This window comes from Pontibacter populi (assembly GCF_019336435.1).
Taxonomy (GTDB): Bacteria; Bacteroidota; Bacteroidia; order Cytophagales; family Hymenobacteraceae; genus Pontibacter; species Pontibacter humidus.
Genome location: NZ_JAHWXQ010000003.1, coordinates 106677 through 130974 on the forward strand (window position 1 = coordinate 106677; position 24298 = coordinate 130974).

At 45.4% G+C, this 24298-nt stretch carries 26 protein-coding genes; 14 read left to right on the forward strand and 12 right to left on the reverse strand.

What is annotated here, in order from left to right:
- Positions 1-194 precede the first annotated feature (194 nt).
- From KYK27_RS12215 to KYK27_RS12235, 5 genes are all read left to right on the forward strand, one after another.
- A complete protein-coding gene (locus KYK27_RS12215) occupies positions 195-896 on the forward strand; it encodes a c-type cytochrome domain-containing protein (protein ID WP_199110332.1) in 702 nt (233 codons plus the stop codon).
- Positions 897-915: 19 nt separating this feature from the next.
- Complete coding sequence (locus KYK27_RS12220; RefSeq protein ID WP_199110333.1) at positions 916-1314, forward strand: c-type cytochrome; 399 nt, start codon at positions 916-918, stop codon at positions 1312-1314.
- A gap of 5 nt (positions 1315-1319) precedes the next feature.
- The gene (locus KYK27_RS12225; RefSeq protein ID WP_199110334.1) at positions 1320-1739 is read left to right on the forward strand and encodes an OB-fold protein; all 420 of its coding nucleotides are present in this window, start codon (positions 1320-1322) and stop codon (positions 1737-1739) included.
- Between the two features lie 29 nt (positions 1740-1768).
- Positions 1769-2326, forward strand: coding sequence for a YceI family protein (locus KYK27_RS12230; RefSeq protein WP_199110335.1), 558 nt, complete (start codon positions 1769-1771; stop codon positions 2324-2326).
- A 67-nt stretch (positions 2327-2393) separates the two neighbouring features.
- Positions 2394-3290, forward strand: a complete 897-nt coding sequence (locus tag KYK27_RS12235) for a DUF5777 family beta-barrel protein (RefSeq protein ID WP_199110336.1) — start codon at positions 2394-2396, stop codon at positions 3288-3290.
- A 266-nt stretch (positions 3291-3556) separates the two neighbouring features.
- Here the strand turns inward: KYK27_RS12235 and sucC are convergent, their stop codons facing one another.
- Positions 3557-4759 carry an ADP-forming succinate--CoA ligase subunit beta gene (gene sucC, locus KYK27_RS12240; protein ID WP_199110337.1) on the reverse strand — a complete coding sequence of 401 codons (1203 nt, stop codon included), beginning with the start codon at positions 4757-4759 and terminating at the stop codon, positions 3557-3559.
- A 192-nt stretch (positions 4760-4951) separates the two neighbouring features.
- Here sucC and KYK27_RS12245 point away from each other — a divergent pair, with 192 nt between their 5' ends.
- The 6 genes from KYK27_RS12245 (at position 4952) to KYK27_RS12270 (ending at position 12444) form a co-directional block, all read left to right on the forward strand.
- A complete protein-coding gene (locus KYK27_RS12245; protein ID WP_199110338.1) occupies positions 4952-6034 on the forward strand; it encodes an AI-2E family transporter in 1083 nt (360 codons plus the stop codon).
- A gap of 95 nt (positions 6035-6129) precedes the next feature.
- Positions 6130-6801, forward strand: a complete 672-nt coding sequence (locus KYK27_RS12250) for an ABC transporter ATP-binding protein (RefSeq protein ID WP_199110339.1) — start codon at positions 6130-6132, stop codon at positions 6799-6801.
- 497 nt (positions 6802-7298) lie between these two features.
- Complete coding sequence (locus KYK27_RS12255) at positions 7299-8084, forward strand: hypothetical protein (RefSeq protein ID WP_199110340.1); 786 nt, start codon at positions 7299-7301, stop codon at positions 8082-8084.
- A gap of 135 nt (positions 8085-8219) precedes the next feature.
- A complete protein-coding gene (locus KYK27_RS12260; RefSeq protein ID WP_199110341.1) occupies positions 8220-9029 on the forward strand; it encodes a transporter in 810 nt (269 codons plus the stop codon).
- A gap of 859 nt (positions 9030-9888) precedes the next feature.
- Positions 9889-11796 carry an ATP-dependent DNA helicase RecQ gene (locus KYK27_RS12265; RefSeq protein ID WP_199110342.1) on the forward strand — a complete coding sequence of 636 codons (1908 nt, stop codon included), beginning with the start codon at positions 9889-9891 and terminating at the stop codon, positions 11794-11796.
- Between the two features lie 354 nt (positions 11797-12150).
- Complete coding sequence (locus KYK27_RS12270; RefSeq protein WP_199110343.1) at positions 12151-12444, forward strand: putative quinol monooxygenase; 294 nt, start codon at positions 12151-12153, stop codon at positions 12442-12444.
- Between the two features lie 320 nt (positions 12445-12764).
- Here the strand turns inward: KYK27_RS12270 and KYK27_RS12275 are convergent, their stop codons facing one another.
- Genes KYK27_RS12275 through KYK27_RS12285 form a run of 3 tightly spaced genes read right to left on the reverse strand, consistent with a single transcriptional unit; the run spans position 12765 to position 14303 of the window.
- Positions 12765-13229: a GNAT family N-acetyltransferase gene (locus tag KYK27_RS12275; protein ID WP_199110344.1), complete on the reverse strand. Its 465-nt coding sequence runs from the start codon at positions 13227-13229 to the stop codon at positions 12765-12767.
- Positions 13230-13245: 16 nt separating this feature from the next.
- Positions 13246-13875 carry an HAD family hydrolase gene (locus tag KYK27_RS12280; RefSeq protein ID WP_199110345.1) on the reverse strand — a complete coding sequence of 210 codons (630 nt, stop codon included), beginning with the start codon at positions 13873-13875 and terminating at the stop codon, positions 13246-13248.
- 5 nt (positions 13876-13880) lie between these two features.
- Complete coding sequence (locus tag KYK27_RS12285; protein ID WP_199110346.1) at positions 13881-14303, reverse strand: nuclear transport factor 2 family protein; 423 nt, start codon at positions 14301-14303, stop codon at positions 13881-13883.
- Positions 14304-14353: 50 nt separating this feature from the next.
- Here KYK27_RS12285 and KYK27_RS12290 point away from each other — a divergent pair, with 50 nt between their 5' ends.
- A complete protein-coding gene (locus KYK27_RS12290) occupies positions 14354-14980 on the forward strand; it encodes a YdcF family protein (RefSeq protein ID WP_233150423.1) in 627 nt (208 codons plus the stop codon).
- Positions 14981-15778: 798 nt separating this feature from the next.
- Here the strand turns inward: KYK27_RS12290 and KYK27_RS12295 are convergent.
- Together KYK27_RS12295 and KYK27_RS12300 are read right to left on the reverse strand one after the other, a co-directional pair.
- Positions 15779-16168: an SRPBCC domain-containing protein gene (locus KYK27_RS12295; protein ID WP_199110347.1), complete on the reverse strand. Its 390-nt coding sequence runs from the start codon at positions 16166-16168 to the stop codon at positions 15779-15781.
- A gap of 7 nt (positions 16169-16175) precedes the next feature.
- Positions 16176-16397: a VF530 family DNA-binding protein gene (locus KYK27_RS12300; RefSeq protein WP_199110348.1), complete on the reverse strand. Its 222-nt coding sequence runs from the start codon at positions 16395-16397 to the stop codon at positions 16176-16178.
- A 179-nt stretch (positions 16398-16576) separates the two neighbouring features.
- On the opposite strand from KYK27_RS12300, the gene KYK27_RS12305 reads away from it, so the two are divergent.
- Positions 16577-17521, forward strand: coding sequence for an NADP-dependent oxidoreductase (locus KYK27_RS12305; RefSeq protein WP_199110349.1), 945 nt, complete (start codon positions 16577-16579; stop codon positions 17519-17521).
- Positions 17522-17555: 34 nt separating this feature from the next.
- Positions 17556-18077 (forward strand): DinB family protein, encoded by a 522-nt coding sequence (locus KYK27_RS12310; RefSeq protein WP_199110350.1) that lies wholly within the window; start codon positions 17556-17558, stop codon positions 18075-18077.
- An 81-nt stretch (positions 18078-18158) separates the two neighbouring features.
- On the opposite strand, the gene KYK27_RS12315 is transcribed toward KYK27_RS12310, so the two are convergent.
- The 6 genes from KYK27_RS12315 to KYK27_RS12340 form a co-directional block, all read right to left on the reverse strand.
- Positions 18159-19358 carry a threonine synthase gene (locus KYK27_RS12315; protein WP_199110351.1) on the reverse strand — a complete coding sequence of 400 codons (1200 nt, stop codon included), beginning with the start codon at positions 19356-19358 and terminating at the stop codon, positions 18159-18161.
- Positions 19359-19424: 66 nt separating this feature from the next.
- The gene (locus tag KYK27_RS12320) at positions 19425-20330 is read right to left on the reverse strand and encodes a LysR family transcriptional regulator (protein ID WP_199110352.1); all 906 of its coding nucleotides are present in this window, start codon (positions 20328-20330) and stop codon (positions 19425-19427) included.
- Positions 20331-20390: 60 nt separating this feature from the next.
- The gene (locus tag KYK27_RS12325) at positions 20391-20861 is read right to left on the reverse strand and encodes an SRPBCC domain-containing protein (protein WP_199110353.1); all 471 of its coding nucleotides are present in this window, start codon (positions 20859-20861) and stop codon (positions 20391-20393) included.
- Between the two features lies 1 nt (position 20862).
- Complete coding sequence (locus tag KYK27_RS12330) at positions 20863-21195, reverse strand: DUF1801 domain-containing protein (protein ID WP_199110354.1); 333 nt, start codon at positions 21193-21195, stop codon at positions 20863-20865.
- 98 nt (positions 21196-21293) lie between these two features.
- Complete coding sequence (locus KYK27_RS12335; RefSeq protein WP_199110355.1) at positions 21294-22235, reverse strand: hypothetical protein; 942 nt, start codon at positions 22233-22235, stop codon at positions 21294-21296.
- A gap of 262 nt (positions 22236-22497) precedes the next feature.
- Positions 22498-23697, reverse strand: coding sequence for a phosphoglycerate kinase (locus KYK27_RS12340; protein WP_199110356.1), 1200 nt, complete (start codon positions 23695-23697; stop codon positions 22498-22500).
- Positions 23698-24298 lie beyond the last annotated feature (601 nt).

Here is a 24298-nt window from a genome sequence, read left to right on the forward strand (position 1 = left end):
ACACATCAGGCTTCGGGTTCAGCAGGCCTGTGTTCCGGTTCAGCAACTATAAATTCCTGTTCAGTAATATTGAATAGCATCCCTTTATTTTATCACGTTATTTAGATGCAGTAACCAACTATAAATGGTTTAAAAGTAGCTAAGCAAGCAGTCAAAAATTTGATCTGAAAATGAGATTCCGGTTAACTTCCCTAATGCTCCTGAGTTTATTGCTGGCTATAGTTAGCTGCAAGCACGACGTGCCCGAGCCTATAGGTACAGAAGAACCAACCGATCCTACCGACCCTACTGATCCCGGAGTAAATAACTGCGACCCGAATATAGTTTACTTTCAGCGGGATGTGCTGCCAATTCTGGTCTCAAACTGTGCTGTTAGCGGTTGCCACGATGCTACTACACGAGAGGATGGAGTGCAACTGACAGACTATACCAGCGTGATGCGCACTGCAGACATTAAGCCGGGTAACCCGGGTGACAGTGAGCTCTATGAAATGATTACCGAGGACGACGTAGACGAACGCATGCCCAAAGCACCACGACCGCCTTTAAGTTCTACCCAGATCGCCCTTATAAGGAAATGGATTGAACAAAGCGCAAAGGACCTGACCTGCACCGATAATACCGCCTGCAATACAACTAACGTGACGTTTGCTGGAACTGTAAAACCAATTTTTACCAAATACTGCACAGGTTGCCACAGTGGATCAGCACCAACAGGCGGTATTAATCTAACTGTTTATAATGATGCATCGGGTGTGGCAAAAAGTGGCAGACTGGTGGGAGCTATAACCCATGCGCCAGGTTTTACACCAATGCCACAAGGAGGAGATAAATTACCAGCCTGCGAAATAGCCAAAATAAAGGCATGGGTTGATGACGGTTCACCAAACAATTAAAGCATAGTAATTTCGGAGCATGAAAAGTTTCATTATAGATAGCACCCTTATACTTAAGGCAGCAAGGCTGCTAACTCTAATGGCTTTGCCCTTCACCCTGCAAAGCTGTTATTACGACGTGGAAGAAGAGCTATACCAGAACGTGCCCTGCGTAACCGATAATGTAACCTTTAGTCAAACCATACAGCCCATTTTTCAGCGAAATTGTGTGGTATGTCATACGGGCGCAGCAGGTAACGGCGGTATCGATCTTTCTACACATGCTGGGGCATCTGTGGTAGCGAAAAATGGCAGGTTGGTGAGTGCTGTAACACATGCGGGCGGGTTCACACCCATGCCACAGGGTGCATCGCAGTTACCAGCCTGTACTATAAATCAGATAAAAGCCTGGGTAGAAGCCGGCGCTCCAAATAACTGACTAACATGAAAAAGCTCATTCTTATAACCATTGCTGCCGCTGTTATTGCTGCTATAGTTGGCTTCCTGTTATACAACAAGCCGCACCGCGACACAGCAACTGCTACTTCCGATTTTATAGTGGAAGCGCCGGCGCTGTTGCAGGAATTTACCCAAAATGAAGCTGCTGCTAACGAAAAGTACCTTGATAAAGTGGTAGCCGTGAAAGGCAAAGTGAAATTGATGACACCCGATGACGAAGGAAATCTTAACCTGATACTGGATGCAGCTGATGAAATGGCCGGCGTGATCTGCACTATCCCTAAAGCAGATACTGAAAGCGCTGCAGGTGTTAAAGAAGGCGATGAAGTAGTTGTAAAAGGCGTGTGTACCGGTGTGCTAATGGATGTGGTACTTATCCGCTGCGTGGTAGAGGAAAAAGCTTAAGATATTAACTATAACCAAACTATAAACCCATGAAAAAGATCATTTTTAATACCCTGCTGTTGGTTTTACTGGCTACTGCTGTTCAGGCCCAGGATAAGTTCTTTACTAAAACCGGAAAGATTTCCTTCTTCTCATCTACCCCAATGGAAGATATACAGGCCCACAACAAAACCACTACCAGCGTGATCGATACAAAGACAGGGAAGATGGAGTTTGCAGTATTGATGAAAGCATTCCAGTTTGAGAAAGCCCTGATGGAAGAACACTTCAATGAGAACTATGTTGAGTCCGGCAAGTTTCCGAAAGCAAGTTTTTCAGGTGCTATAGTTAATATCGGCGATGTGGATTTTAAGAAAGATGGCACTTATAAAGTAACTGTAAAAGGGAACCTGACCCTACACGGCGTAACTAAACCTGTGGAAGCTCCCGGAACTATAGTTGTGAAGAACGGGGTGGTGAATGCAGCCTCTACGTTTAATGTTGCTCCGGAAGATTATAAGATTGCCATCCCGAACCTGGTGCGCGAGAAAATAGCCAAGCAGATAAAGGTGACTGTAGACATGAACTACGAGCCACTGAAAAGCTAGAAACTATACCTAACTGGTTCAGGGCAGCTTCATCACCCAGAAGCTGCCTTAACTTATACCCGAGACCATGAAGAAGCTCAAATTTGCCTTGTTGCTGCTGTGTTTGCTGGCTTATAGTTCCAGCTATGCCCAGGACGACCTGTTGTCGTTGCTGGGAGAGGAGGAAGAAACGACAGAATATGCCAAAGCCAGTTTTAAGACGACCCGCGTTATAAACGGCCACTCGCTGGAGAACGTGGCTGGCGGCGTAATGGACATGAAAATATCGCACCGCTTCGGGATGCTGAACTCAGGCGCTTATAACCTGTTTGGGCTGGATCAGGCAAGCATCAGAATTGGCTTGGATTATGGTATTAACGACAGGCTGATGGTTGGTTTTGGCCGCAGTTCGCATAACAAAGTATACGACGGTTTTGCCAAACTTAAACTGTTGCGCCAAAGCTCAGGCAAGCGTACAATGCCGATCTCGCTGGTTGTGCTTTCAGGGGTTTACCTGAAAACTATTGAGTGGCAGCAGCCGGAACGTGATAACTATTTCAGTTCCAGATTAGAGTACACGCACCAGCTTATAGTTGGCCGTAAGTTTAGCGAGGGTACAACTATACAGTTTATGCCAACTGTTGTGCATCGTAACCTGGTACCCACAACTGAAGACACGCATGATGTAATTCTGATTGGAGCAGCTGCACGTCAGAAACTGACCAAACGGGTGGCTATAAACGCAGAATACTATTATGCTTTGCCTGATCAGCTTAGCCCAGACCGGAAGAACTCCTTAGCAATTGGCTTCGATATTGAAACTGGTGGACACGTTTTTCAGCTGCACTTCACCAACTCTACTTCCATGATAGAGCCCGGCTTTATGACCGAAACGATAGGGGACTGGGGCAAAGGCGATATTCATTTCGGCTTCAACGTGTCCAGGGTTTTCACCATCCGAAAACCGAAGAAGTTAGAAGGCTGATTTAGTTTGGAAGTTAAAAAGATTGGAAGGTATAGAGAGTACAATGAGTTGTTTATTAACTGGAGAAGGCTATCAATTTGATGGCCTTCTTTGTTTTATAGTTTGGTATGGGTTAAAACCGGCTGCCCTCGCATGCGGCACGCGAGCGAAAGCTTAACTATAACTCCCAAACTCTTTAACTCCAAAACTTTCTAACTCACCTGAACTATAAAACAAAAAGGGGCTGCCAGTTGTGGCAGCCCCTTTTTGTTTTATAGTTCAGGAAACTAAGCTCCAACTTCAGCTAAAACCTGCTTTACTTTGTCAGCAGCTTCTTTAAGCGCAACGGCAGAGTAAACTTTCAGGCCAGACTCGTCAATGATGCGGGCACCTTCTTCAGCGTTTGTACCTTGCAGACGAACGATGATCGGAACACGGATATCACCAATGTTTTTGTAAGCTTCCACCACACCGTTAGCAACTCTGTCACAACGAACGATACCACCGAAGATGTTGATCAGGATAGCTTTAACGTTCGGGTCTTTCAGGATAATGCGGAAACCAGCTTCAACAGTCTGTGCATTTGCCCCACCACCTACGTCAAGGAAGTTAGCGGGCTCGCCACCAGAAAGCTTAATGATGTCCATAGTTGCCATCGCCAAACCAGCACCGTTTACCATACAGCCAACGTTCCCGTCAAGCTTCACATAGTTCAGGTTAGAGGCACTTGCTTCTACTTCCAACGGATCTTCTTCCGATGTATCGCGCAGCGCAGCCAGGTCTTTATGACGGAACAGTGCGTTATCGTCTAAGTCAACTTTAGCATCTACAGCCAGGATCTTGTTGTCTGATGTTTTCAGAACAGGGTTGATCTCGAACATAGAAGCATCAGACTCAACGTATGCTTTGTAAAGGCTGGTGATGAATTTCACCATCTCTTTGAAAGCCTCGCCTTGCAAGCCAAATGCAAAAGCAATTTTGTTTGCCTGGAAAGGACGCAGACCAACAGCCGGGTCGATCCACTCTTTAATAATCTTCTCAGGAGATTTCTCAGCTACTTCTTCAATGTCCATACCACCTTCAGTAGATGCCATGATCACGTTCTGACCTTTTGCACGGTCAAGAAGAATACTCAGGTAAAACTCTTTCGGATCAGACTCGCCAGGGTAGTATACATCCTGTGCAACAAGAACTTTCTGTACCAGTTTGCCTTCAGGACCCGTCTGGTGCGTTACCAGCGTCATGCCCAGGATCTCGCTGGCGATCTGCTTAACCTGCTCCAGGTTTTTAGCCAGCTTTACGCCACCACCTTTACCGCGGCCACCCGCATGTATCTGTGCTTTAATAACATGCCAGCCTGTACCGGTTTCTTCGGTTAGCTTCATAGCAGCTTTTACAGCCTGGTCCGGCGTTTCAGCCACGATGCCTTCCTGTATGCGTACGCCGTAGCTCTTTAAAATGTCTTTACCCTGATATTCGTGTATGTTCATGCTTTCAGTTTTAATGGACGCACGAAAGTACGCCTATTTAGCTATAAATTCAAGTAATGGATTTTTAAAATATTGATGCTTTGCTTCAGCCTGAATAAACTATAGTTATACAACTGTACTGAACGCAACGAGTATAATACGAACAGAGTTTTACCGATACCGGTAACAACATATTCTGATAAGCTTATCGCCATGACGGATAGCTATACTTTTGCGAAACGTGTTGCTATTGCAGCCTTTGTAGTTGTGCTTGTTGCCGGTGGCTTTTACCTGCTTATAACGCAGTTCTATTTCTTTCTGCTGGTTTTTGCCGGTATTTTACTGGCCGTGCTTTTCTGTGGTATGGCCGATTGGATAACAGATAAACTGCACCTGAACAGGGGATGGAGCTTACTACTTTCGGTACTGATCTTTTTTGGTTTGCTGGTTGGTGCCTTTCTGTGGGTGGGCCCGACGGTGGCAGAGCAGGGACAGGAGATCAGGGATACACTCCCGCAATCGTTACAGGAAGTAGACCAGTGGCTGGGCCAATATAGTTGGGGAGAAAAGATAGCGGAAAAATTACCGGAAGACCTAAGCAAAATCTTACCGAAGCAGAGTTCTCTCCTTTCTAAGGTTACGGGTGCCGTAACTACCACGCTTGGCATACTGGCCGACCTGCTTATAGTTGTTATTACCTCCCTTTTCTTTGCATCTAACCCTAAATTATACACTATAGGCTTCACAAAACTTTTTCCGCCCCGGCATCGCTCCCGCGTAATTGCTGTGCTGGGCAAGTGCTACCATACCCTAAAACTATGGTTGGTCGCCATGCTGTCGGCAATGGCTATTATCGGTATCTCTTCAGCTATCGGTTATAGTTTGATTGGCTTGCCTATGGCTTTTGCGCTGGCCCTCATTGCTTTCCTGCTGGCGTTCATCCCAAACATTGGTCCCTGGCTCGCGGGTGTTCCGGCAGTACTCATCGGCCTTACTCAGGGTTCACAGATGGCACTCTATGTTATTCTGGTCTATGGCGGCATCCAGATGATAGAGACCTACGCGATCACGCCCATCATTTTTCAGAAGACGGTGGCACTGCCGCCTGCATTGTTGCTGTTTTTCCAGGTATTGCTGGGGTTGGTACAGGGTACGCTCGGCCTATTGCTGGCAGCACCTATACTTGCCGTACTTATAGTTGTGGTAAAGGAACTGTATGTGAAGGATGTACTCGAGGATGAAACGAATACGCAGCAATATAATAGCGACAGTCCTTCTAAGTCCGGCATTTCCTGAGCGTGGGACTAGCAGTTCTGTGCAAATTAAATCCGGCAAAATTTTTGTAGCTTTGGAGCTGCATAGTTTCATTTCACTACTATAGGTTTTTCAGCGTGCTGCAGGTATCAAACATCCATAAAAAATACGGTAAACTCGAAGTTTTAAAAGGCATAGACCTGACCATTGGTACCGGCGAAGTGGTATCTATAGTTGGAGCCTCAGGGGCGGGCAAAAGTACGCTGCTTCACATTTTGGGTACGCTTGATAATGCAGATTCCGGGGAAGTTTTATTTGAAGGAAAGAATATTGCCAAGTATAATGCGACCGACCTTGCCAGATTCCGGAACAGGCACATTGGCTTTATTTTCCAGTTCCATAACCTGTTGCCAGAGTTTACGGCGGTCGAGAATGTTTGCCTTCCCGGTTTTCTGGCCGGCCGTCCCGAAAAAGAAGTGATAGAGCGCGCCAAAGAATTGCTGATGATGCTGAACCTGTCGCACCGGCTGGATCATAAGCCATCTGAAATGTCTGGTGGAGAGCAGCAACGTACCGCAGTGGCACGCGCTTTAATTAACTCTCCGGAGATAATATTTGCAGATGAACCAAGCGGTAACCTCGATTCTAAAAATGCCCAGGAATTACACGACATCTTCTTTAAGCTACGCGCTGAGTTTAACCAAACCTTTGTGATCGTTACGCACAACGAGCAGCTGGCCTCCATGGCCGACCGTACCCTGGTTATGAAAGATGGCCTGATCGTGCAGGAAGTCCTTTCAGAGAGATAATCTTTTATTTGTTGCTGGTTAATTGTTGATCGGCTGAAATAAAAGACAGAAGATATTGCCACTCTACAGCGGTAAACTATAAACTAACTGATATCGGTTTCTGACCGGTGACGTGCAGCGGGAGCGAGTCTCCGGCCTGCTTAGGCTATAGTTGTATATCTGATCTAAGTCAAGTTTAAGCCTATAGTTGCATTGCGTCTCCACACATTCCTCCTTCAATCCTTTCTAACTTCCCAACTTCTTAACTCTCTAACTCCCAAACTCTTTAACTTTTAAACTTCTTAACTACAACCCTCTTTCTCTCGTAAACTTCTCTTACCCTTTTCTCTTTTAGCCAAAGCTTGCACAGCTTTAGTAATGGTACTAAAAATTTTAGAAAATAGTTTGTAACTGACTGATAATCAGTATTATAAATTGAGTAATTTTTTGCATTTTTTGCACCATTTCTGTAGGCATTGTGTTTAGATATTGTACTTAAACAAACAAAGCTAATAGAGATGAATCAACCAAGTAAAGACTTAAAAGTACAGAAGCCTAAGGTCGAGAGTTATGACATTGCGAAGTCGGATGAAACCATGCATCTGGCGGTAGACCTGGCGAAGTTCATTAAAGAGAACAGACTATACCAGAACATACAGGGTAAAGAATATGTGAACGTAGAAGGTTGGCAATATGCCGGTTCGCGTTTGGGTATACTACCTGTAGTGGAACATGTGGTGAATATAAGTGGTGATGATGAGATAAAGTATCAGGCAAAAGTTAACCTGCTGGATTTGCGTAGCCAGCTAGTAGTAGGTGCAGGTTTTGCTATCTGTTCTAATAAAGAACAGGGTAAAAAATACTACCAGGAGTTTGCGATAGCAAGTATGGCGCAGACACGTGCCATCGGTAAAGCATACCGTAATATCCTGGCCTGGATCATCAGAGCGGCTGGTTATGAGCCAACCCCTGCGGAAGAAATGGACTATAGTGGCAATGAGCCTGCAAAAGCAAAGAGCCCTGCAGTACCTACTGAGAAGAAAGCTACGATGCGTGCTTCAGAAGCAGCTGCGACAGCTGATAAAGAAGCGGCGGAGGAGCCATCAACCAGCGTACGCTATGCTTCGGCTAAGCAAAAGGAAGAGATCATTCGCTTGCTGAATAACCCGGTGATCACACGCCAGGAAAAAACGAAAATGTTGCTGAATATTAACCGTTTTGACGAAGAGCGTGCAGCGCAGGCTATCGATAAACTAAAGAAAGTGATCGAAGAGCGCGAAGACGGACAATCGGCAGCTGCGTAAACTATATCTTATAACTTTTCGGAAAGCCCGGCTCACTTGAGGCGGGCTTTTTTATTTTACGAATTTATTATTTAGGTTTATCTAAAACTATAAACAAGTAACCCTAAATATTCGTATCTACTCAAAACCAAAAATATGACCTACACTGCTACTTTTCTACTTTTGTTTAGAAAGCGCCTGTTATTTATTGTTGCTTTCTTGTTTGTAACATTTCAGGCATACAGTCAGAAACAGGATACAACATCGGTGCCCGATCTGGAAACAGACAGACCTGATCAAACCGAAAGCGCATCAGTTGTACCTCGTAAAAGTATCCAGATTGAAGCCGGGCTATACTTCCAGAAAGATAAAGCTGGTGCCACTGACATTAAGTATGTTGCACATCCCTCAGCTTTAATGCGATTTGGAGTACTGAGTTGGCTGGAACTACGGGCAGAAGGCACTTACCAAACGGTTACAATTGAAGAAGAAAGCCGTAAAAAATTAAATGGGTTCGGGCCGTTAACAGTTGGCGCCAAAGCAAAACTATGGGATGAGAATGGCTTAAGGCCTCAAACTGCTTTGATGACGATGTTCGACCTTCCGGTTGGACATAATGCATTTGCGCCTGCTAACCCGGAAGTAAACCTACGCCTGTTATTTAAAAACTCGCTTAGTGAAAAAGTAGATCTGAGTTATAATCTGGCTTATGGCTGGGAAGATGGTGAAGCAGTTAAAAGCTATACAGTAAGTTTAGCCACAGAGTTAAGTGATAAGATTGGCGTATTTGGAGAAGTTTTCGGAGACAAAACAAACGGTGAGAAGGCAACTCATAGTTTCGATGCAGGATTCACAGTTTTGGTATTACCCAATTTACAAGTAGACCTGGCTGCTGGTACTGCCATCAGTTCCTCAAGCCCTGAATATTTTGTCACAACCGGTTTCAGTGTGAGGTTGCCCAGGTAGTGTTGCTCTGGTTTGAGATGCAGGCGCAAGCTTCTTCGCTCGTGGCCTAGGATGGTGTTGAGTCGCCTGACTCAACTGGGCTGAAAGGACAAGCAAAAGCAGTGGTTTTGGCTATGGTTTTATAGTTTGCGTGCCCCAACCACCCCCAACCCCTCCTTGTCTAAGGCGAGGAGCTTTCTGCTACTGCTCCATCTGTCATCCTGAAAGGATCTTGGTAGAAGGAAAGTAAGACCTTAGCTATAGTTTTGCTTAAGTTCTATAGTTCGCTTTTTAACCCACCCCTGCCCCTCCCGAGAGGGGAATCTCGGCTGGTGCTATATTTTGAGGTGTAGTTCTATAGTTACAGTTTTACCCCTTCCCAACCTTCCCCTAAAAACAGGGGAAGGAGCTTGGCCATAGTTACACACCGCGAGCAGGACAGGTTTACCTCTCCCTTTGGAATTACTACCACGATACATCTCGAAGCTAACCGGTTCAAACTAAAGACAAACTATAGCTATGAGAAACTTCTCAGTCTTTGGGTTGAGCGCCTTGTTGATTTGTAGTGCTGAAAGCATTGCGACGCAGGAGCAAAGCAAATGTACTCCGCGCGATGCCCGAAGACGGGGCCTCCCGGCCGTGAGGGCACCAAAGCCAAAGATTAAACGATAGACAAGTAGAGCTCCCAGCATGTAAAGAAATTTGAAAAGAAGGCTTGGTTCGAAGTGTAGCGTATCAAACTATAAGCTGAGATAGATTTCTCCCTTTGTCGAAATGACAAAAGCGGAACTATAGAACTACATCCCATAAACTGACAAATCATTAAAATATTCTGACTTCTCTTCTCAAAACTTTATCTTCGCTGAATAATTACCACACCTTGCAAGACATCCACCACATTCTTAAAACCTACTGGGGCTACGACCAATTCAGGCCGTTGCAGGAGGCTATTGTGCTGTCGGTGCAGGATGGAAAAGATACGCTGGCGTTGCTGCCGACCGGAGGCGGTAAGTCCATCTGCTTTCAGGTACCGGCCATAGCAAAGGATGGCATTTGCCTGGTAATAACTCCGCTTATTGCTTTGATGAAAGACCAGGTAGAGCAACTGAAAAAGCGCGATATTCCGGCAGTGGCAGTGTACTCAGGCATGAACCGTCGGGAGATAGATATTGCCCTGGATAACTGTGTGTATGGGAACATCAAATTCTTGTACCTGTCACCAGAGCGCTTGCTAACTGATATATTCCAGGAGCGGGTGAAGCGGATGAAGGTTAATTTACTGGCTGTAGATGAAGCGCATTGTATCTCGCAGTGGGGCTACGACTTCAGACCACCCTACCTGCAGTTAGCTGAACTTCGGGAGCTTTTGCCGGGTGTGCCGGTTATAGCGCTTACCGCCACAGCAACCGAACATGTTCGCAAAGACATACAGGAAAAGCTCAGGTTTAAGCAACCGAATGTATTTGTCAAAAGCTTTGCCCGATCAAACCTCTCATACTCCTGCCTGTACACCGAGGACAAAATAGGCCGCCTGCTGGAAATTCTGCAGCGGATGCCAGGGCAAAGCATCGTTTATGTGCGCAGCAGAAGGCAGACGGTAGAAATTGCGCGTTTTTTACAGAGCAGGCAGATCCCGGCCGGAGCCTACCATGCCGGACTGAAGTTTGAAGAACGCAGTAAAACACAACAAGCCTGGATAGAGGATAAAGTGAGGGTAATGGTGGCGACCAACGCTTTCGGGATGGGAATAGACAAACCGGATGTGCGTTTGGTAGTGCACCTAGACTTACCAGAAAGCCTGGAAGCATATTACCAGGAAGCAGGCCGTGCTGGCCGTGACGAGAAGTACAGTTACGCAGTAATCCTTTATGGCCCAAGCGATGTAGCAGATCTGCACAAGAAAGTAGAAGAAGCACATCCACCGCTGGAGCTTATCCGGAGGGTGTACCAGTGTTTAGCTAACTATTATCAGCTGGCAGTAGGTAGCGGAGCCATGAGCAGTTTCGATTTTGAATTTGCCGATTTCGCCAAAAACTATAAACTGAAGGCGCTTGAAGTACACCATGCTATAAAACGACTGGAAGGAGAGGGGTACCTGCAGCTAAGCGAGGGATATTATTCACCGTCACGCGTTTTCATACAGCTAAATAATACTGCGCTTTACGAATTCCAGGTGATGAATCCGGAGCATGATAATTTGCTGCGCCTGATCCTGCGGATGTATGGTGGTGAAGCGTTTGCTAATTTTGTAAAGATATCAGAGCGTAAACTGGCAGAATACCTTAAAAGGCCGGAGGAGGAAATACGCCGTAAGTTGGAGTATTTACACAAATTGCAGGTTATAGTTTACGAACCGCAACACGACTCACCCCAGCTGGTATTTACAAAGCCTCGCCAGGATGCGCATAACCTACCTCTCAACCATAAAAAACTGGACGAATTGCGCGAGCGTGCCCTGAAGCAAGTGAAGGAAATGGGAAAGTATGTAGAGAATACTAACCGTTGCCGTACCCAATTGCTGCTGGCTTATTTTAACGAGATTTCAGATGAGAGCTGCCGCATCTGCGACTTTTGCCTGGCACAGCGTAAAAAGACTCGAGAAGAAAAAGAGTTAGGAAGCATGCGTGAAAAAGTGCTGACCTTGCTCCAGCAAAAACCTTACCTGCCAAAAGAGCTGGTGCAACAGTTCGAGCCCAAAGATGCCGAAACTATAACAACACTTGTACGCGAATTGGTAGACGTTGGGGAGGTAGCTTATACCACTAGTGGCCAGGTACAAAAAGCATAAGCTATAGTAGCTCACTCATACAAACTATAAAGCTAAGCTAAAGCTTATCGCGCTTCATCTGATAATTGCAGCTTTTAATACACCATAGTTATCAATACTGCCAATAAATTACTGGCCTCTTTTGTGGGTGGCATATCTGGCAATAGTGGCTTTTGTTTTGTAAAGTGGTGTTTTACAGGGAAATAAATTAAAATAAGACATATTAAAAATTATACTTTCGCCATAAAAAATAGTGTTTATACTAAAATAAGCTGCAAAATCTGTGTGATATGTATGGCATGCGTATATGTTATTATATCAACGTTGTGTACAATATGAGAGGATATAAATGAGCACATACTGAAAAGCAAATTAATGGCCACGATCGTAATTTTAGAAGCCCACATACGGGAGGAGTCTGTAGATGAGGCCAAAGCTTTTTTTCAGAAGATTGTACCCGATACACGCATTTACGAAGGCTGCCTTGCCAGCAAAATTTTCCAGGATGAAAAGGAGCCAACGTTATTACTAATGGTTGAAGACTGGGAGTCGGAGGACCACCACAGGAAGTACCTCGACTGGTGTACTAAAACAGGTATGTTGCGCAAGTTGCTGCGCTTTTTGTCGGGCCCCCCAAACTTACGCTATTATCATTCCTTGGACCTTTAAACTATAACAAAAGATAAGATCAATAACCACAGCAGGAAATCAGTTAAACAAATAGTTAACTTCCCGGTTCTGGTTATAAATGAAGTAGTTGCATTGCTCTGGCTGTAACCTTTTACAGATTCTGGCATCTTAACTGAAGCACGAAAATATTTTGAATTTCCAGCAGCAGCGAAGAAGATATTGCAAAAGCCTGCGGGCAAAAATGTGAAGATAAACTCCTTTTGAGGTAGAGGGCAAAAGGGGCTAACGAGTACAACCACAAGTATACTGTGGTTGTGCTTCGTTTTTAGTACGTGTTCAATTTACGGTAGTAGTTATAGTTAATTCAGTAACAGTACCATATGCTGCGTAGATGCCGAGAATCCTATTTCCTGCCAGAACTTTATAGCACCTGCATTTTTAACGGAAACCTGTAGCTCAATGTGATCAGCACCTTTATCCTGTAGCCAGTTGCGGGCAGCCTCGAATAATTCCTGACCTATACCTTTATTCCGGTAAGCTTCTTTAATTATTGTTTCTGCTATGTAGCCTTTACGACTTAATTCAAAGCCATTAATACCCTGCCTGATATGGCAGATCATCATTCCTACACAATCGCCTTCCTCTTCATAGGCAAACACTTTCGTGTCTTTCTCCCGGATGCGTTTGAGTAGCTCTGCTTTTAAAGCATTCTCATGGTTTGGCTTGCATTTAAACACTTTATGCATACCCTGATGGTGCTGCATCAACTCAAGCCATAACTCGAAAAGTTCATCTATATCTTCCGGGTTTGCTTCTACTATCATGAGGAGATTTTATTAGCTAGAAAAGTCTTTTAAGATCAGCCGGCGATTTTAGGTAAATATCGTAATCCGGAGTTTTGCCAAAACCATAAGCGGCATACACAAAAGGAATTCCGGCAACCAAACTGGCCTCATAGTCGCCTTTTGTATCACCTACATACACTGGGTTTTGCAGGTCGTTTCTTTTAATGATGACTTTCAGGTTTTCGCCTTTAGGGTTTCCTGTTCTGCCAGAACATTCATGATCCTCGAACAAGTGGGAGAGGTGGTGAAATTCATAAAAAGCCTCGATATAGCCATCCTGGCAATTACTGACTATAAACAGTTTATAGTTGCCATGCAGATATTCCAGCGCCTCTTTCATACCTGTGAACAAGTTACCGCCATCCTTTTTAAGATGCTGCATCTCTACACGTCCACTGACTTTTATCAGCTCTTTTTTCTGGGCATCTGTCAGGTCCGGGAAGAACTTATCGTAGATCAGGTCGTGTTGCATGCCTGCCACGGAGCGAATATCTTCCTGTGTAATTTCCTGAATATCAAAATCTACCTGTTTGCGCGCTTCATCCCAGGCACGGGCCACAGTGGCCGTAGCATCCCAGAGTGTGCCATCCAGGTCAAATATCAGGCTGTCGGTGTTTTGTTTCATGTTTCTTAATTCTGAGGATCAGGATATATAAAAGTTACTTCATAAATCCTGCTGTCGCGAATACGGTAAATGGCAATTGCTTCAGTCCGCGGTTTGTTTTTATCAGTTTGCACGCGCTCATGGTCTATGACCACATTGCCTGACACGATCCGGTTCACAAGTTCGCAATGAAGATCAGGTGTTTCAGCAAATTTCTGGCCGTAGCGCTTTCGCATTTCGTCTGTTCCCTGGTAACTGAGTACGCCTGGCTGACGGTAAACTTTTACATCATCGCTGTATGCTTTTATAAAGGTATCGATGTCGCGGTTGTTGTAGGCCTGTAGTTGCAAGGTGGCAGGCGCCTCGATGCCGGTAGTTTTGGGAATGTATTGTGCGAAAGCAGGTAAAGCAGCCATAAGCAGAACTATAGTTAGAGCGTAAAGTTTCATGGTTAAAGCTAGGCAAATTTACGTAAATCCTGAAGCAGCGAGGTGCGTATATGGCTCGTATGTTAGAAGAACTGATCATCCGTACGCTTTGCGATACCTTACCAGCCACACCTGCCGATGCCCTATTTTTGTTCGGCCAGACAGAAGACAACCAGGAGACCGCATTTGCCGCCGCAAAATTACTCTTACAGGAGAACTATACGAACAAGGTTTTGTTTTTGGGCACCGGCCCTATGAGTGGCTACCCTGGCGGGGCCAGCTGGTTTGAAGCCATGAAAGCACTTGGCATTCCGGAAGATTCGCTTATCCAGGTACTACCTGTTCCTGCAAACACCGATATGCTGCACACGGGAATAGAAGCAACTTCGATGGTGAAGCATGCGCTGGCTCATGGGTATACAAAAGTTATAGTTACAGCAGCTCCTTTTCAGCAGCCAAGGGCTTTTATGGCGGCAGTTACCGCCGCACTACGCACTTATCCCGAGTTGAAAATCTATAGTTTACCCGGAAAACCACTGCCATGGAAAGAAGTGGCAGTACACTCACAAGGCAAAACCGAAAGCACCCGCGCCGGCCTGATATCCGGAGAAATGAAACGCATAGCGGAGTATAGCAAACAGGGTGATCTGGCTACTGTAGAAGAGGTATTAGCGTATTTGAATAAGAGGGATTGTTGATTATTGTTTGAACTGTAGAGTTGTATGGAATAAGGTAGTAGTCTTTATAAGACCTAGCAGTGTGCGCAGCTCCTGCTAGCGTCTGGATATAGCTGATTCACTTATCTATTGTCATTTCGACGAAAGGAGAAATCTATCTCAGCTTATAGTTAACTATTCTACAATCCGAACCAAGCCTTTCCTTTCAATTCACTTCCAATGCTGGGAGCTTTACTTACCTACTGTTCTATAGCTTACTTTGGTGCCCTCATGGCCGGGAGGCCTCGTCTTCGGGCATCGCGCGGTGTACATTTCTTTTGTTCGTTCCTCACAATGCCTGACGGCACCAGAAATCTACAAGGCGCTCAACCCAAAGACTGAGATGTTTCTCATAGTTTCCTGTATTTATAGTCTGAATCGGTATGCTCCGAGATTTATCGGGATTATAGTTTCGCGGGGACAGGTGAACCTGTCCTGCTCGTGGTCTATAACTATTGAACTATAGATTGTGGAATAGGAAAGTAGAATAGTCCCCTTAAGGGGACTATAGGGGTGTTAAAAACGCCAACTATAGAGCTGCACTTAAACTATAACTATAGCCGAAATTCCCCTCTCGGGAGGGGCAGGGGTGGGTTTAAACGCCAACTATAGAACTATAACTCCACCTATAAGAAAACCCTCAAAGCTCTCCGCTTTAGGGAGGGGTTAGGGGTGGTTGGACCAACAGCAACTATAAAACGACAACTCTAACTATAGATAGCAACAACCTAACTATAGCAAAAGCCCAATCCTCAAACAACCAGAAATACAATTCCCGGATTACTGGTCATTGTCCTCATAGAACTCGATCAGGGCGCCGAAATAAGCTTCGTCCCAGCCTTCAGTAATATCGGTGTAATCGTGGTCGGGGATGTTGGTGTGGCGCAGTTCTGCGGAGGTGCCGTACTTATGCGGGTGTAACTTTATAGTAACTATAGAAGGCTCTTCCTGCTCTCCGAAGTACCATTGTTGCACCAGCTTTTTCCCTTCTTCAAACTCCAGGTTTTTGCCAACTATACTCCCGTCAAATAACGAAAACTCAGACCCAGGTTCTGTACTCATTTCAGCTTCATCGCCGGTCCAGGCCTGCAGGGTAAGCGGGTTGGTAAGGGCGGCATAAACCAGTTCAGGCTCTGCCGGTATAATGTAGTATTTCTTTAGATCTTTCATGGAATGGCTATTTTTTTGAAAAAGTACGGACGTATAATTCCTCTACCTTCTGGCGCGCCCAGGGAGTTTTACGCAGAAACTTAAGACTGGAATTAATGCTTGGGTTAACGTTAAAACTGTTGATGTTGATCTTATAGCCAAGCTCGTCCCAGCCGTAATAATCTACAAGTTGCACCAGAATGCGTTCCAGTGTTTTTCCGTGAAGGGGGTTATTCTTTTGTTCTTCCATTCTTTTCAGGACCTTTTCCTGTTTGCTGCATACGTGATCGGGCTGCCAGGCGGCAAGTTATAAATAAGCTACGGCCTTTTCTGCAGCTTTTCGCAATAAATCTTCCGTGTAGCCTGCATAACTTTCCGTTTCAGCGTAAGTTTAGGAAGTACACTTTATTGATAACCAAATCTATCCCTATGAAAGCATTTGTAGTAAACGAGCCGGGCGCACCGGAAAGCCTGCAGCTTACCGAGATCGAAAATCCAACTATAAAAGAGGACGAAGTGCTGGTAAAAGTAAAGGCCATTAGTATAAATCCGGTTGATACCAAAACACGTGAAGGCAAAGCGTTTTACAGTACGTTAAAAGAGACAGCTCCCGTTATACCTGGCTGGGATATTTCGGGAGAAGTGGCGGAAGTGGGAGAGAAGGTAACCTACTTTAAGCCCGGCGACGAAGTGTTTGGGATGGTGAATTTTCCGGGACACGGCAGAGCCTACGCCGAGTTTGTAGCTGCCCCTGAAGCGCACCTGGCTCATAAGCCCGCCAATGTGCCGCACCACGAAGCGGCGGCCGCAACGCTTGCCGCGCTGACGGCCTGGCAGGTGCTTGTAAATGAAGCTGATATACAACCGGGCCAGCGTGTGCTCGTACATGCCGCAGCAGGTGGAGTGGGCCATTTTGCTACCCAGATAGCGAAGTATTTCAAAGCATTTGTAATTGGTACGGCATCAAAAGAGAATCATGATTTTATTATGAATATGGGTGCCGATGAGCAGATAGATTATAATGAATATAAAGTTGAAGATGTGGTGATGGATGCCGATATTGTAGTCGACTCGCTTGGTGAGGAAAATTCTCTGCGCTCTTTAAAATGCCTGAAAGATGGGGGGAAGTTGGTATCTATACTAGGTGGCGCAAAGGAGGCGGTGCAGCAGGAAGCCCGGAAACGAAATATTGAAGCGAAGAACTACCTGGTGCACTCGAGCGGGGAAGATATGGCCAAGATTGCCGACCTGATGAGCCAGGGAAAACTAACTGCTCACGTATCGCATGTCTATGATTTTGAAGACATGGCCAAAGCGCATGCCCAGGTAGAGACGCGCAAAACCCGGGGCAAAGTAGTAGTGCATGTAAGTTAACTTAAACCATTGTTCATACTAAAAACCCATCATCATGACACAAACCAAGAAACTGGAAGTGTGGCTGCGCGGCCCTGTAAACGGCGTGCCTGCTTTATTGCAACCCGTAGCACATGCATTGCAGCAGGCCTGCGAGGAGGTAGAAAGTTTTATGCAGGATTTTCCGGAAGACCTGATCTGGGAGCGACCGGCCGGTGTGGCATCGGTTGGGTATCATTTGCAGCACTTAACAGGAATTTTGCAGCGTCTGCTGACCTATGCCCGTGGCGAAGCCTTGTCCGAAGACCAACTGGCCTTTCTGTATTCCGAAGGCAAACCAACCGAAGCCACAGCACAGGACCTGGTGCAACGGTACCGGGAGCAGCTTAATAAGGCACTGGAGCAGCTGAAGCAAACAGATGAAAACACCTTAACAGAAGTGCGCCGGGTAGGACGTGCGCAGGTAGAATCTACGGTGATGGGCTTGTTGTTTCATGCGGCAGAGCACAGCATGAGGCACGTGGGGCAGTTGCTGGTAACAGCGCGCGTGCTTCGCGGGCAAGCTAAAGAAGCTTAGTTTATAGTTTAATGCCTGCAACTAGTTAGTTATAAAACGCCCTGCATACAACAAACTATGCAGGGCGTTTCACTTTATCCCTTATTGAAAAACATCAGAAAGGTTCTCCATATACTTTTGGCCGGAGCCTGTATTTAACAGCAGTATCTTTTCTTTACGAGAGATTATATCAGTCTCCACTAACTTGCGTGCTGCCATCCAAACAGCGGCTCCCTCTGGAGCCACAAACAAGCCTTCCGATGCGCCTAACTCCTTCAGGCCGGTTACCATTTCGGTTTCGGTAATGCTAATGGCCGTACCGCCTGACTCCTGTAATGTCTGTAACATAAGGGCTTCGCCCAGTGGGCGGGGAACAGCCAGGCCGTTGGCTATAGTTGGTTTGCCCACATAGTTCTGCGCATTAGGTTGCCGGCCTGCTAAAGTCTCGATCAGTGGCTGGCAGTTGGCGGCCTGCACGGCTACCATGCGGGGTAACTTTATAGTTGGTTCCAGCCACCCAAGCTGCTGCATTTCCTTAAAGGCTTTCCAGATGCCGATTAAACCTGTTCCGCCACCGGCAGGGTAAAGTATTACATCGGGAAGTGTCCAGTTCAGTTGCTCTGCAATCTCATACCCCATGGTTTTCTTACCTTCCAGGCGGTATGGCTCTTTCAGCGTCGATACATCCAACAGGTCGCCATGCTGGTTCAGCTCTTTCACTTTTGCAGCACAGTCATTGATCAGCCCGTCTATAAGCACCACTTCGGCACCGTACCAGTAGCATTCTTCTTTAAAAGCTTTGGGTGTGTGGCGGGGCATCACAACAACGGCACGCATTCCTGCTTTGGCGCAATAGGCGGCCATGGCTACACCGGCATTACCGGCTGTAGGTATAATACAGCCCTCCACTCCATGTTCCTTTGCCTTCGATATGGCCATACTTAATCCGCGTGCTTTAAAAGATCCGGTAGGGTTTTGGCCTTCGTCTTTCAGAAGCAGGGTGTTGAGCTCGTATTTTGCCGCTAAATTTTTAAGTGCAACTATAGGTGTAAATCCTTCGCCCAGGCTAACAATGTTTTCGGGATGAAGTACCGGCAGCATTTCTTTGTAGCGCCACATGGTGCCTTCGCGCTTTTTCAGTTCAGATTTCGGGAAGTGAGCATCTTTTAAATAGTGTGCCAGCAGTGGCATGTGGCAGCACGGCGAAACCGTTTGCTTTTGAAAAGCTGGGTAAGAGGTACCACACCGGGAACAGGTGAGGGTACTAAGGTAGCTTATGCGTTGTTCAATTATTGTATCCATATCTGTAACTATCTACGGCAAATAGGAGACAGGATATGACGAAACAAAATAGCAAAGGGGAATAGGCTATTCCTGTTTGGAATAGTATCGCTTGGTAAACTGTATAAAACCTTTGTAAGGAAAATTGCTTTCGGTGCCTTTACGCTGTATAAAGTTGAAGCTTCGTTTTACCTTCAGATCTTTTATCTCAACTTCTACCAGTTCTCCGGTCTGTAGCTCTTTGCGTACGGCCTGGCGTGGCAAAAAAGCGAGGCAGGTATCTACACGCACAAAATTCTTCAGGGCCTCGGTACCGCCCAACCTGATGCGTATTGGCAGCTTTCCCAGGTCAAATTCCTTTTGCTTCAGGGCATCTTCCAGCACAGCAAGCGTTCCGGAGCCATGCTCGCGCAAAGCCAGCGGAATATCATAAAGGTCTTTTACCTCAAGCTGCTGCTTTTTAAGTGGGTTGCGGGCAGAACAAACGGCAATCACGTCATCCGTCAGGAAAGGAGTGTAGGTAACATTGCTTACTTTGCTGATGCCTTCCACAATGCCCAGGTCCAGTTCATGATCAAGCAATGCTTTTAATATGTTTTCGCTGTTGCGGTTGCGGAGCGTCAGGTTTATAGTTGGGTTTTGTTGCAGATAAGCCGATAGTACAGGCGGCAGAATATACAGCGAAATGGTAGTGCTGGCCCCCAGCAACATTGTTACCTGCGGTGAAAAGTTCTCGTTAAGCTTTTTAAACTCATCGTGAAGCTCATGTTGCAGTTGCCTGGCTTTCAGTAGTTTTTCGTAGAGCAATTTGCCGGCAGGGGTAAGTATGATGGTGTTACCTAAGCGCTCAAACAGGCCGGTTTTATAGTATTCTTCCAGCGCCTTTACCTGCTTACTTAACGCAGACTGGCTGATAAAAAGCGTTTGGCTGGCTTTGGTGAAGCTGAGCAGCCGGGCCACTTCCATAAATATCACGTGCTTGTGTGAGAGCATCTCCTGGGTAACTATAAATACCTGTATTGCAACAACTGTCTGGTTAACTATACGTCCAGCTTACTGCTGTGCTTCAGGTTTCATAAAATCGAAAGCGCCTTTCCGTAGGTTAACGCCATACTCCAGATAGGCTTTCAGGCATGCTAAGAAGTTGGCCCAGCCGGCAGTGTTTCCCATCATCCAGGCCAAACCTGCTTCGTTGTTGTCCATTTCTTTTTCGGTGATGGTTACAACTGTAGCAGTATCGCCTTTCGGTGTCAGGTTGATCTCTACCAATAGCTCGGTTCCATCGGTGCCATCCCAATTGTAGGAAATGTACTTATCCAGCTCTACTTTACCGACACGTACCGGGAAACGACCCTCGAACTCAGGAAACTTCCATGTTATGGTTTTGCCTTCTTCCATCGGGCCGGAGCCTTCTGAAATAAAGTAGTTCGACATTTTAGCCGGATCAACTATAGCCTGGAACACTTCGTGCGCCGGTTTCAGAATTTGCAGCGCGGTGTGGATGTGGAGTTTCTTGTTTGTCATGTTAGTTTATAGTTGCAGCCTTAAACCATGCTGTCAGCAGGTTGCGGTCTAGTTCGTTTATAGTTTTAATCTTGATGTGGCGCATGCCTTTGCCAGTACCTTCGAGCCGGTTATCCGGGTCACTTAGCTTTTCAAAGTTAAAGAAACCTAAGGTAACATAGTTTTTGGCTGTTTTAAGGTAAGCAAAGTCTTTGTTAGTTCTGAAAACCGGCCTGCCCCACTTAAATTCTTCGGTTACCTGCGCTACGGTTTCATGTATCAGCTGGCGTATCGTTTGCAAAATCTCCTGTTGGTTTCTGGAATTGATGATATAGTTGGTTACTTGTGGGTGCATGTATTCGTTGGAATTTTTTTACTAACGTTCTCGTGCATGAGGGGTGCAAGGCCGTCGGCCGTTGCATGGCTTATGCACAATGTTACCTGCTGGATTTTTTACGACGGAATAGGAATTACTCCTCCAAATTGTCCTAATACAGTTAACCAACTAGCAATTGATGAAATACCAGAAGTCATGTCAAATAGAGATTTGATTGCAAATTTTGGTCTTTTATTTTCTTTTACACTTTCCTGAATTTCATTTAGGCATTCTAATATTTCTGCCGCTCTTTCTTTTTCAATCGTATAGTCTGTTGCAATTGTCTCTCTAATCTTTTCAATGGCTTGGGTGACTTCACCTATATTTTGCGTTATTGTAACATTGTTTGATTGATTTACAATATTAGCATTAGGGCTATTGACTATAGAAATGCTATAGTTGTTTGTTATAATCGAATGACCAGAGTAGGAATAAGAGTCTTCCTCACAATATTCAATTCCATAACTTGTTAACTCAGCCATGCAGTCATTAAGTCTGAACATTGCGTTAATAAAACCGTCATCCTTTAGTCGGTGAGCTATTTTATTAATTTCAAGTGATGAATCTAGAGGTATATTTAACGAATAGCATATATGTTCAATTGAATAATATTTGCCATCATTTTTGTATTTATATAATTCTCTCAATATTAGGTCGAGCTTCTCAAATTGTTTCATAAAAGGGGTTTGCGAGTTATTTGCATTGATTTTATCAAGTCGTTGGTTAGCATCTGCTTCCATTGTTGCAGTAAGTGGCTCGTCCTCAATATCCCGTAGATACTTCAAACCAAACTTAGTCACTATTAGCATTCCCAACCCTAAAGATGATTGAACATAACCATCTTCAACAAGTTCAAGCATTATCCTTTCTGTTTGTGCTTCATCATAACCGATTGATTTTCCAAATTCAAAAGGGTCAAGACTAACAGATAAAGGGCTAGAGGGTGCATATTCATAAGCCGCCTCATATGCTTTCTTAAGAAAATAGTTCTTTTCCTTTAATTGTTGTTTTAAATTCATCTATCAGTCAAATTTTTACTTTATTTATATTTTAGCTTGCAGGTAACTATTGTATAAACGAAAACATACGCTTATCTGCTCTATATGCTTAGTAAAGTTAAGTTGCTATATAAGTATAAAAGTAATACCCAGATGTAATTACAGACCTCTCTTACATATATGTAATACAATATAAGTATCAGAATCGGAAAAACCACCAAAACTATAAACGCCCTGCCACTTTTCAGCAGCAGGGCGTTTTGTAACTATAGTAAACTACAGTTTAGTAATCGTCGCGCTCGATGGCCGCTACGCCTGGCAGGGTTTTGCCTTCCATATATTCCAGCAGTGCACCGCCACCCGTCGATACATACGATACCTTATCGGCATAGCCAAACTTATTAACAGCTGCAGCGGAGTCGCCACCGCCAATCAGCGAGTAAGCACCCATGCGTGTAGCATCTACAACAGCATCAGCAATGGCTTCAGTACCTACCGAGAAGTTCGACATTTCAAACACACCCATCGGGCCGTTCCAGAGGATGGTTTTGGAGTTGCGGATAACGTCGGCGTACATTTCGCGGGCAGTTGGTCCTATGTCGAGGCCCATCCAGAGCGGTTTAATATGGTGGCTCAGGCTGTTATCAATGTTCGCATCATTACTGAAGGCGTCGGCTACTACAGAGTCAACGGGGATCATCAGGTTCACACCTTTTTCACGGGCCATGCCAATCAGACGCTTCGCCAGCTCAATTTTATCTTCTTCTACCAACGAAGAACCGATCTCGCCGCCATCAGCTTTCACAAATGTATAGCTCATGCCACCACCGATCAGCAGGTTGTCTACGCGGTCCATCAGCTTTTCGATGATCAGGATCTTGTCCGAGATCTTAGCGCCACCCATAATAGCTGTGTAAGGTCGCTCGGCATTGCCCAGCACACGACGGGCATTTTCCAGCTCAGCGTTCATTACGTAGCCCATCACTTTATCTTTCGGGAAGTAACGTGCAATAACCGCCGTTGAAGCGTGCTCACGGTGTGCTGTTCCAAAAGCGTCGTTCACGTACACATCGCCCAGTGTCGCCAGTTCTTTTGCAAAATCTGCATCGCCTTTTTCTTCGGCCTTATGGAAACGCAGGTTTTCCAGCAATAATATTTCGCCTGGTTTTAGTTCCTGTGCCAATTGTGCCGCCTGTGGTCCAACGCAATCTTCCGCAAAGAGCACATTCGTATTAAACTCCTGCGAGAGACGGCTTACCAAATGCTTCAGCGAGTATTTCTCTTCCGGCCCGGCTTTCGGTCTGCCCAAATGCGACATCAGGATAACAGCGCCGCCATCGGCTAATATTTTCTGTATGGTTGGCACGGCCGCACGAATGCGGGTATCGTCAGTGATGCGGTATTCTGCATCGAGAGGCACATTAAAATCAACCCGCACCAGCGCTTTTTTGCCGGCAAAGTTATACTCGTCAATAGTTTTCATGAGGTAAGGTTATAGTTTTATTTCTTGTTTACGTTGTTCGTGTTTCAGCTTTTTTTGTTGCTGAAAGTTATAAAGATGAACAAATATAGTAAAAACAGTATAGTTTGCCTGAACCGTGATTACCCCTTCCCAGCCTTCCCCTAAAAACAGGGGAAGGAGCTTTGCAGCAACTGCTATAGTTGTGGTTTTAGTGTTATAGTTAGCGTTGGTCCAACCACCCCCAACATCTCCTTGTTTAAGGTGGGGAGCTTTTCTGCTTTTACTATAGTTTGAGTTTATCGTTTTATCGTTGTGGTTTTAACCCACCCCTGCCCCTCCCGAGAGGGGAATTTTGGCTATAGTTGTAGGTAAGACTATAGTTCTATATCTTCCGTTTGTCATCCCCCTGCCCCCTTCAAAGGGGGACTTTTCTGCTGTACCAATTCGCAAACTATAGTACTATAGTTACAGTCCATGAGCAGGGCAGGTTTACCTGTCCCTTTGGAATTATCATCCCGATCAATCTCGAAGCTTATCTTTTCAAACTATAGGTGCTGGTTGCTATGCGAAGCTTCTCAGTCTTTGGGTTGAGCGCTTTGTAGATTTCTGGTACCGCAGGTAT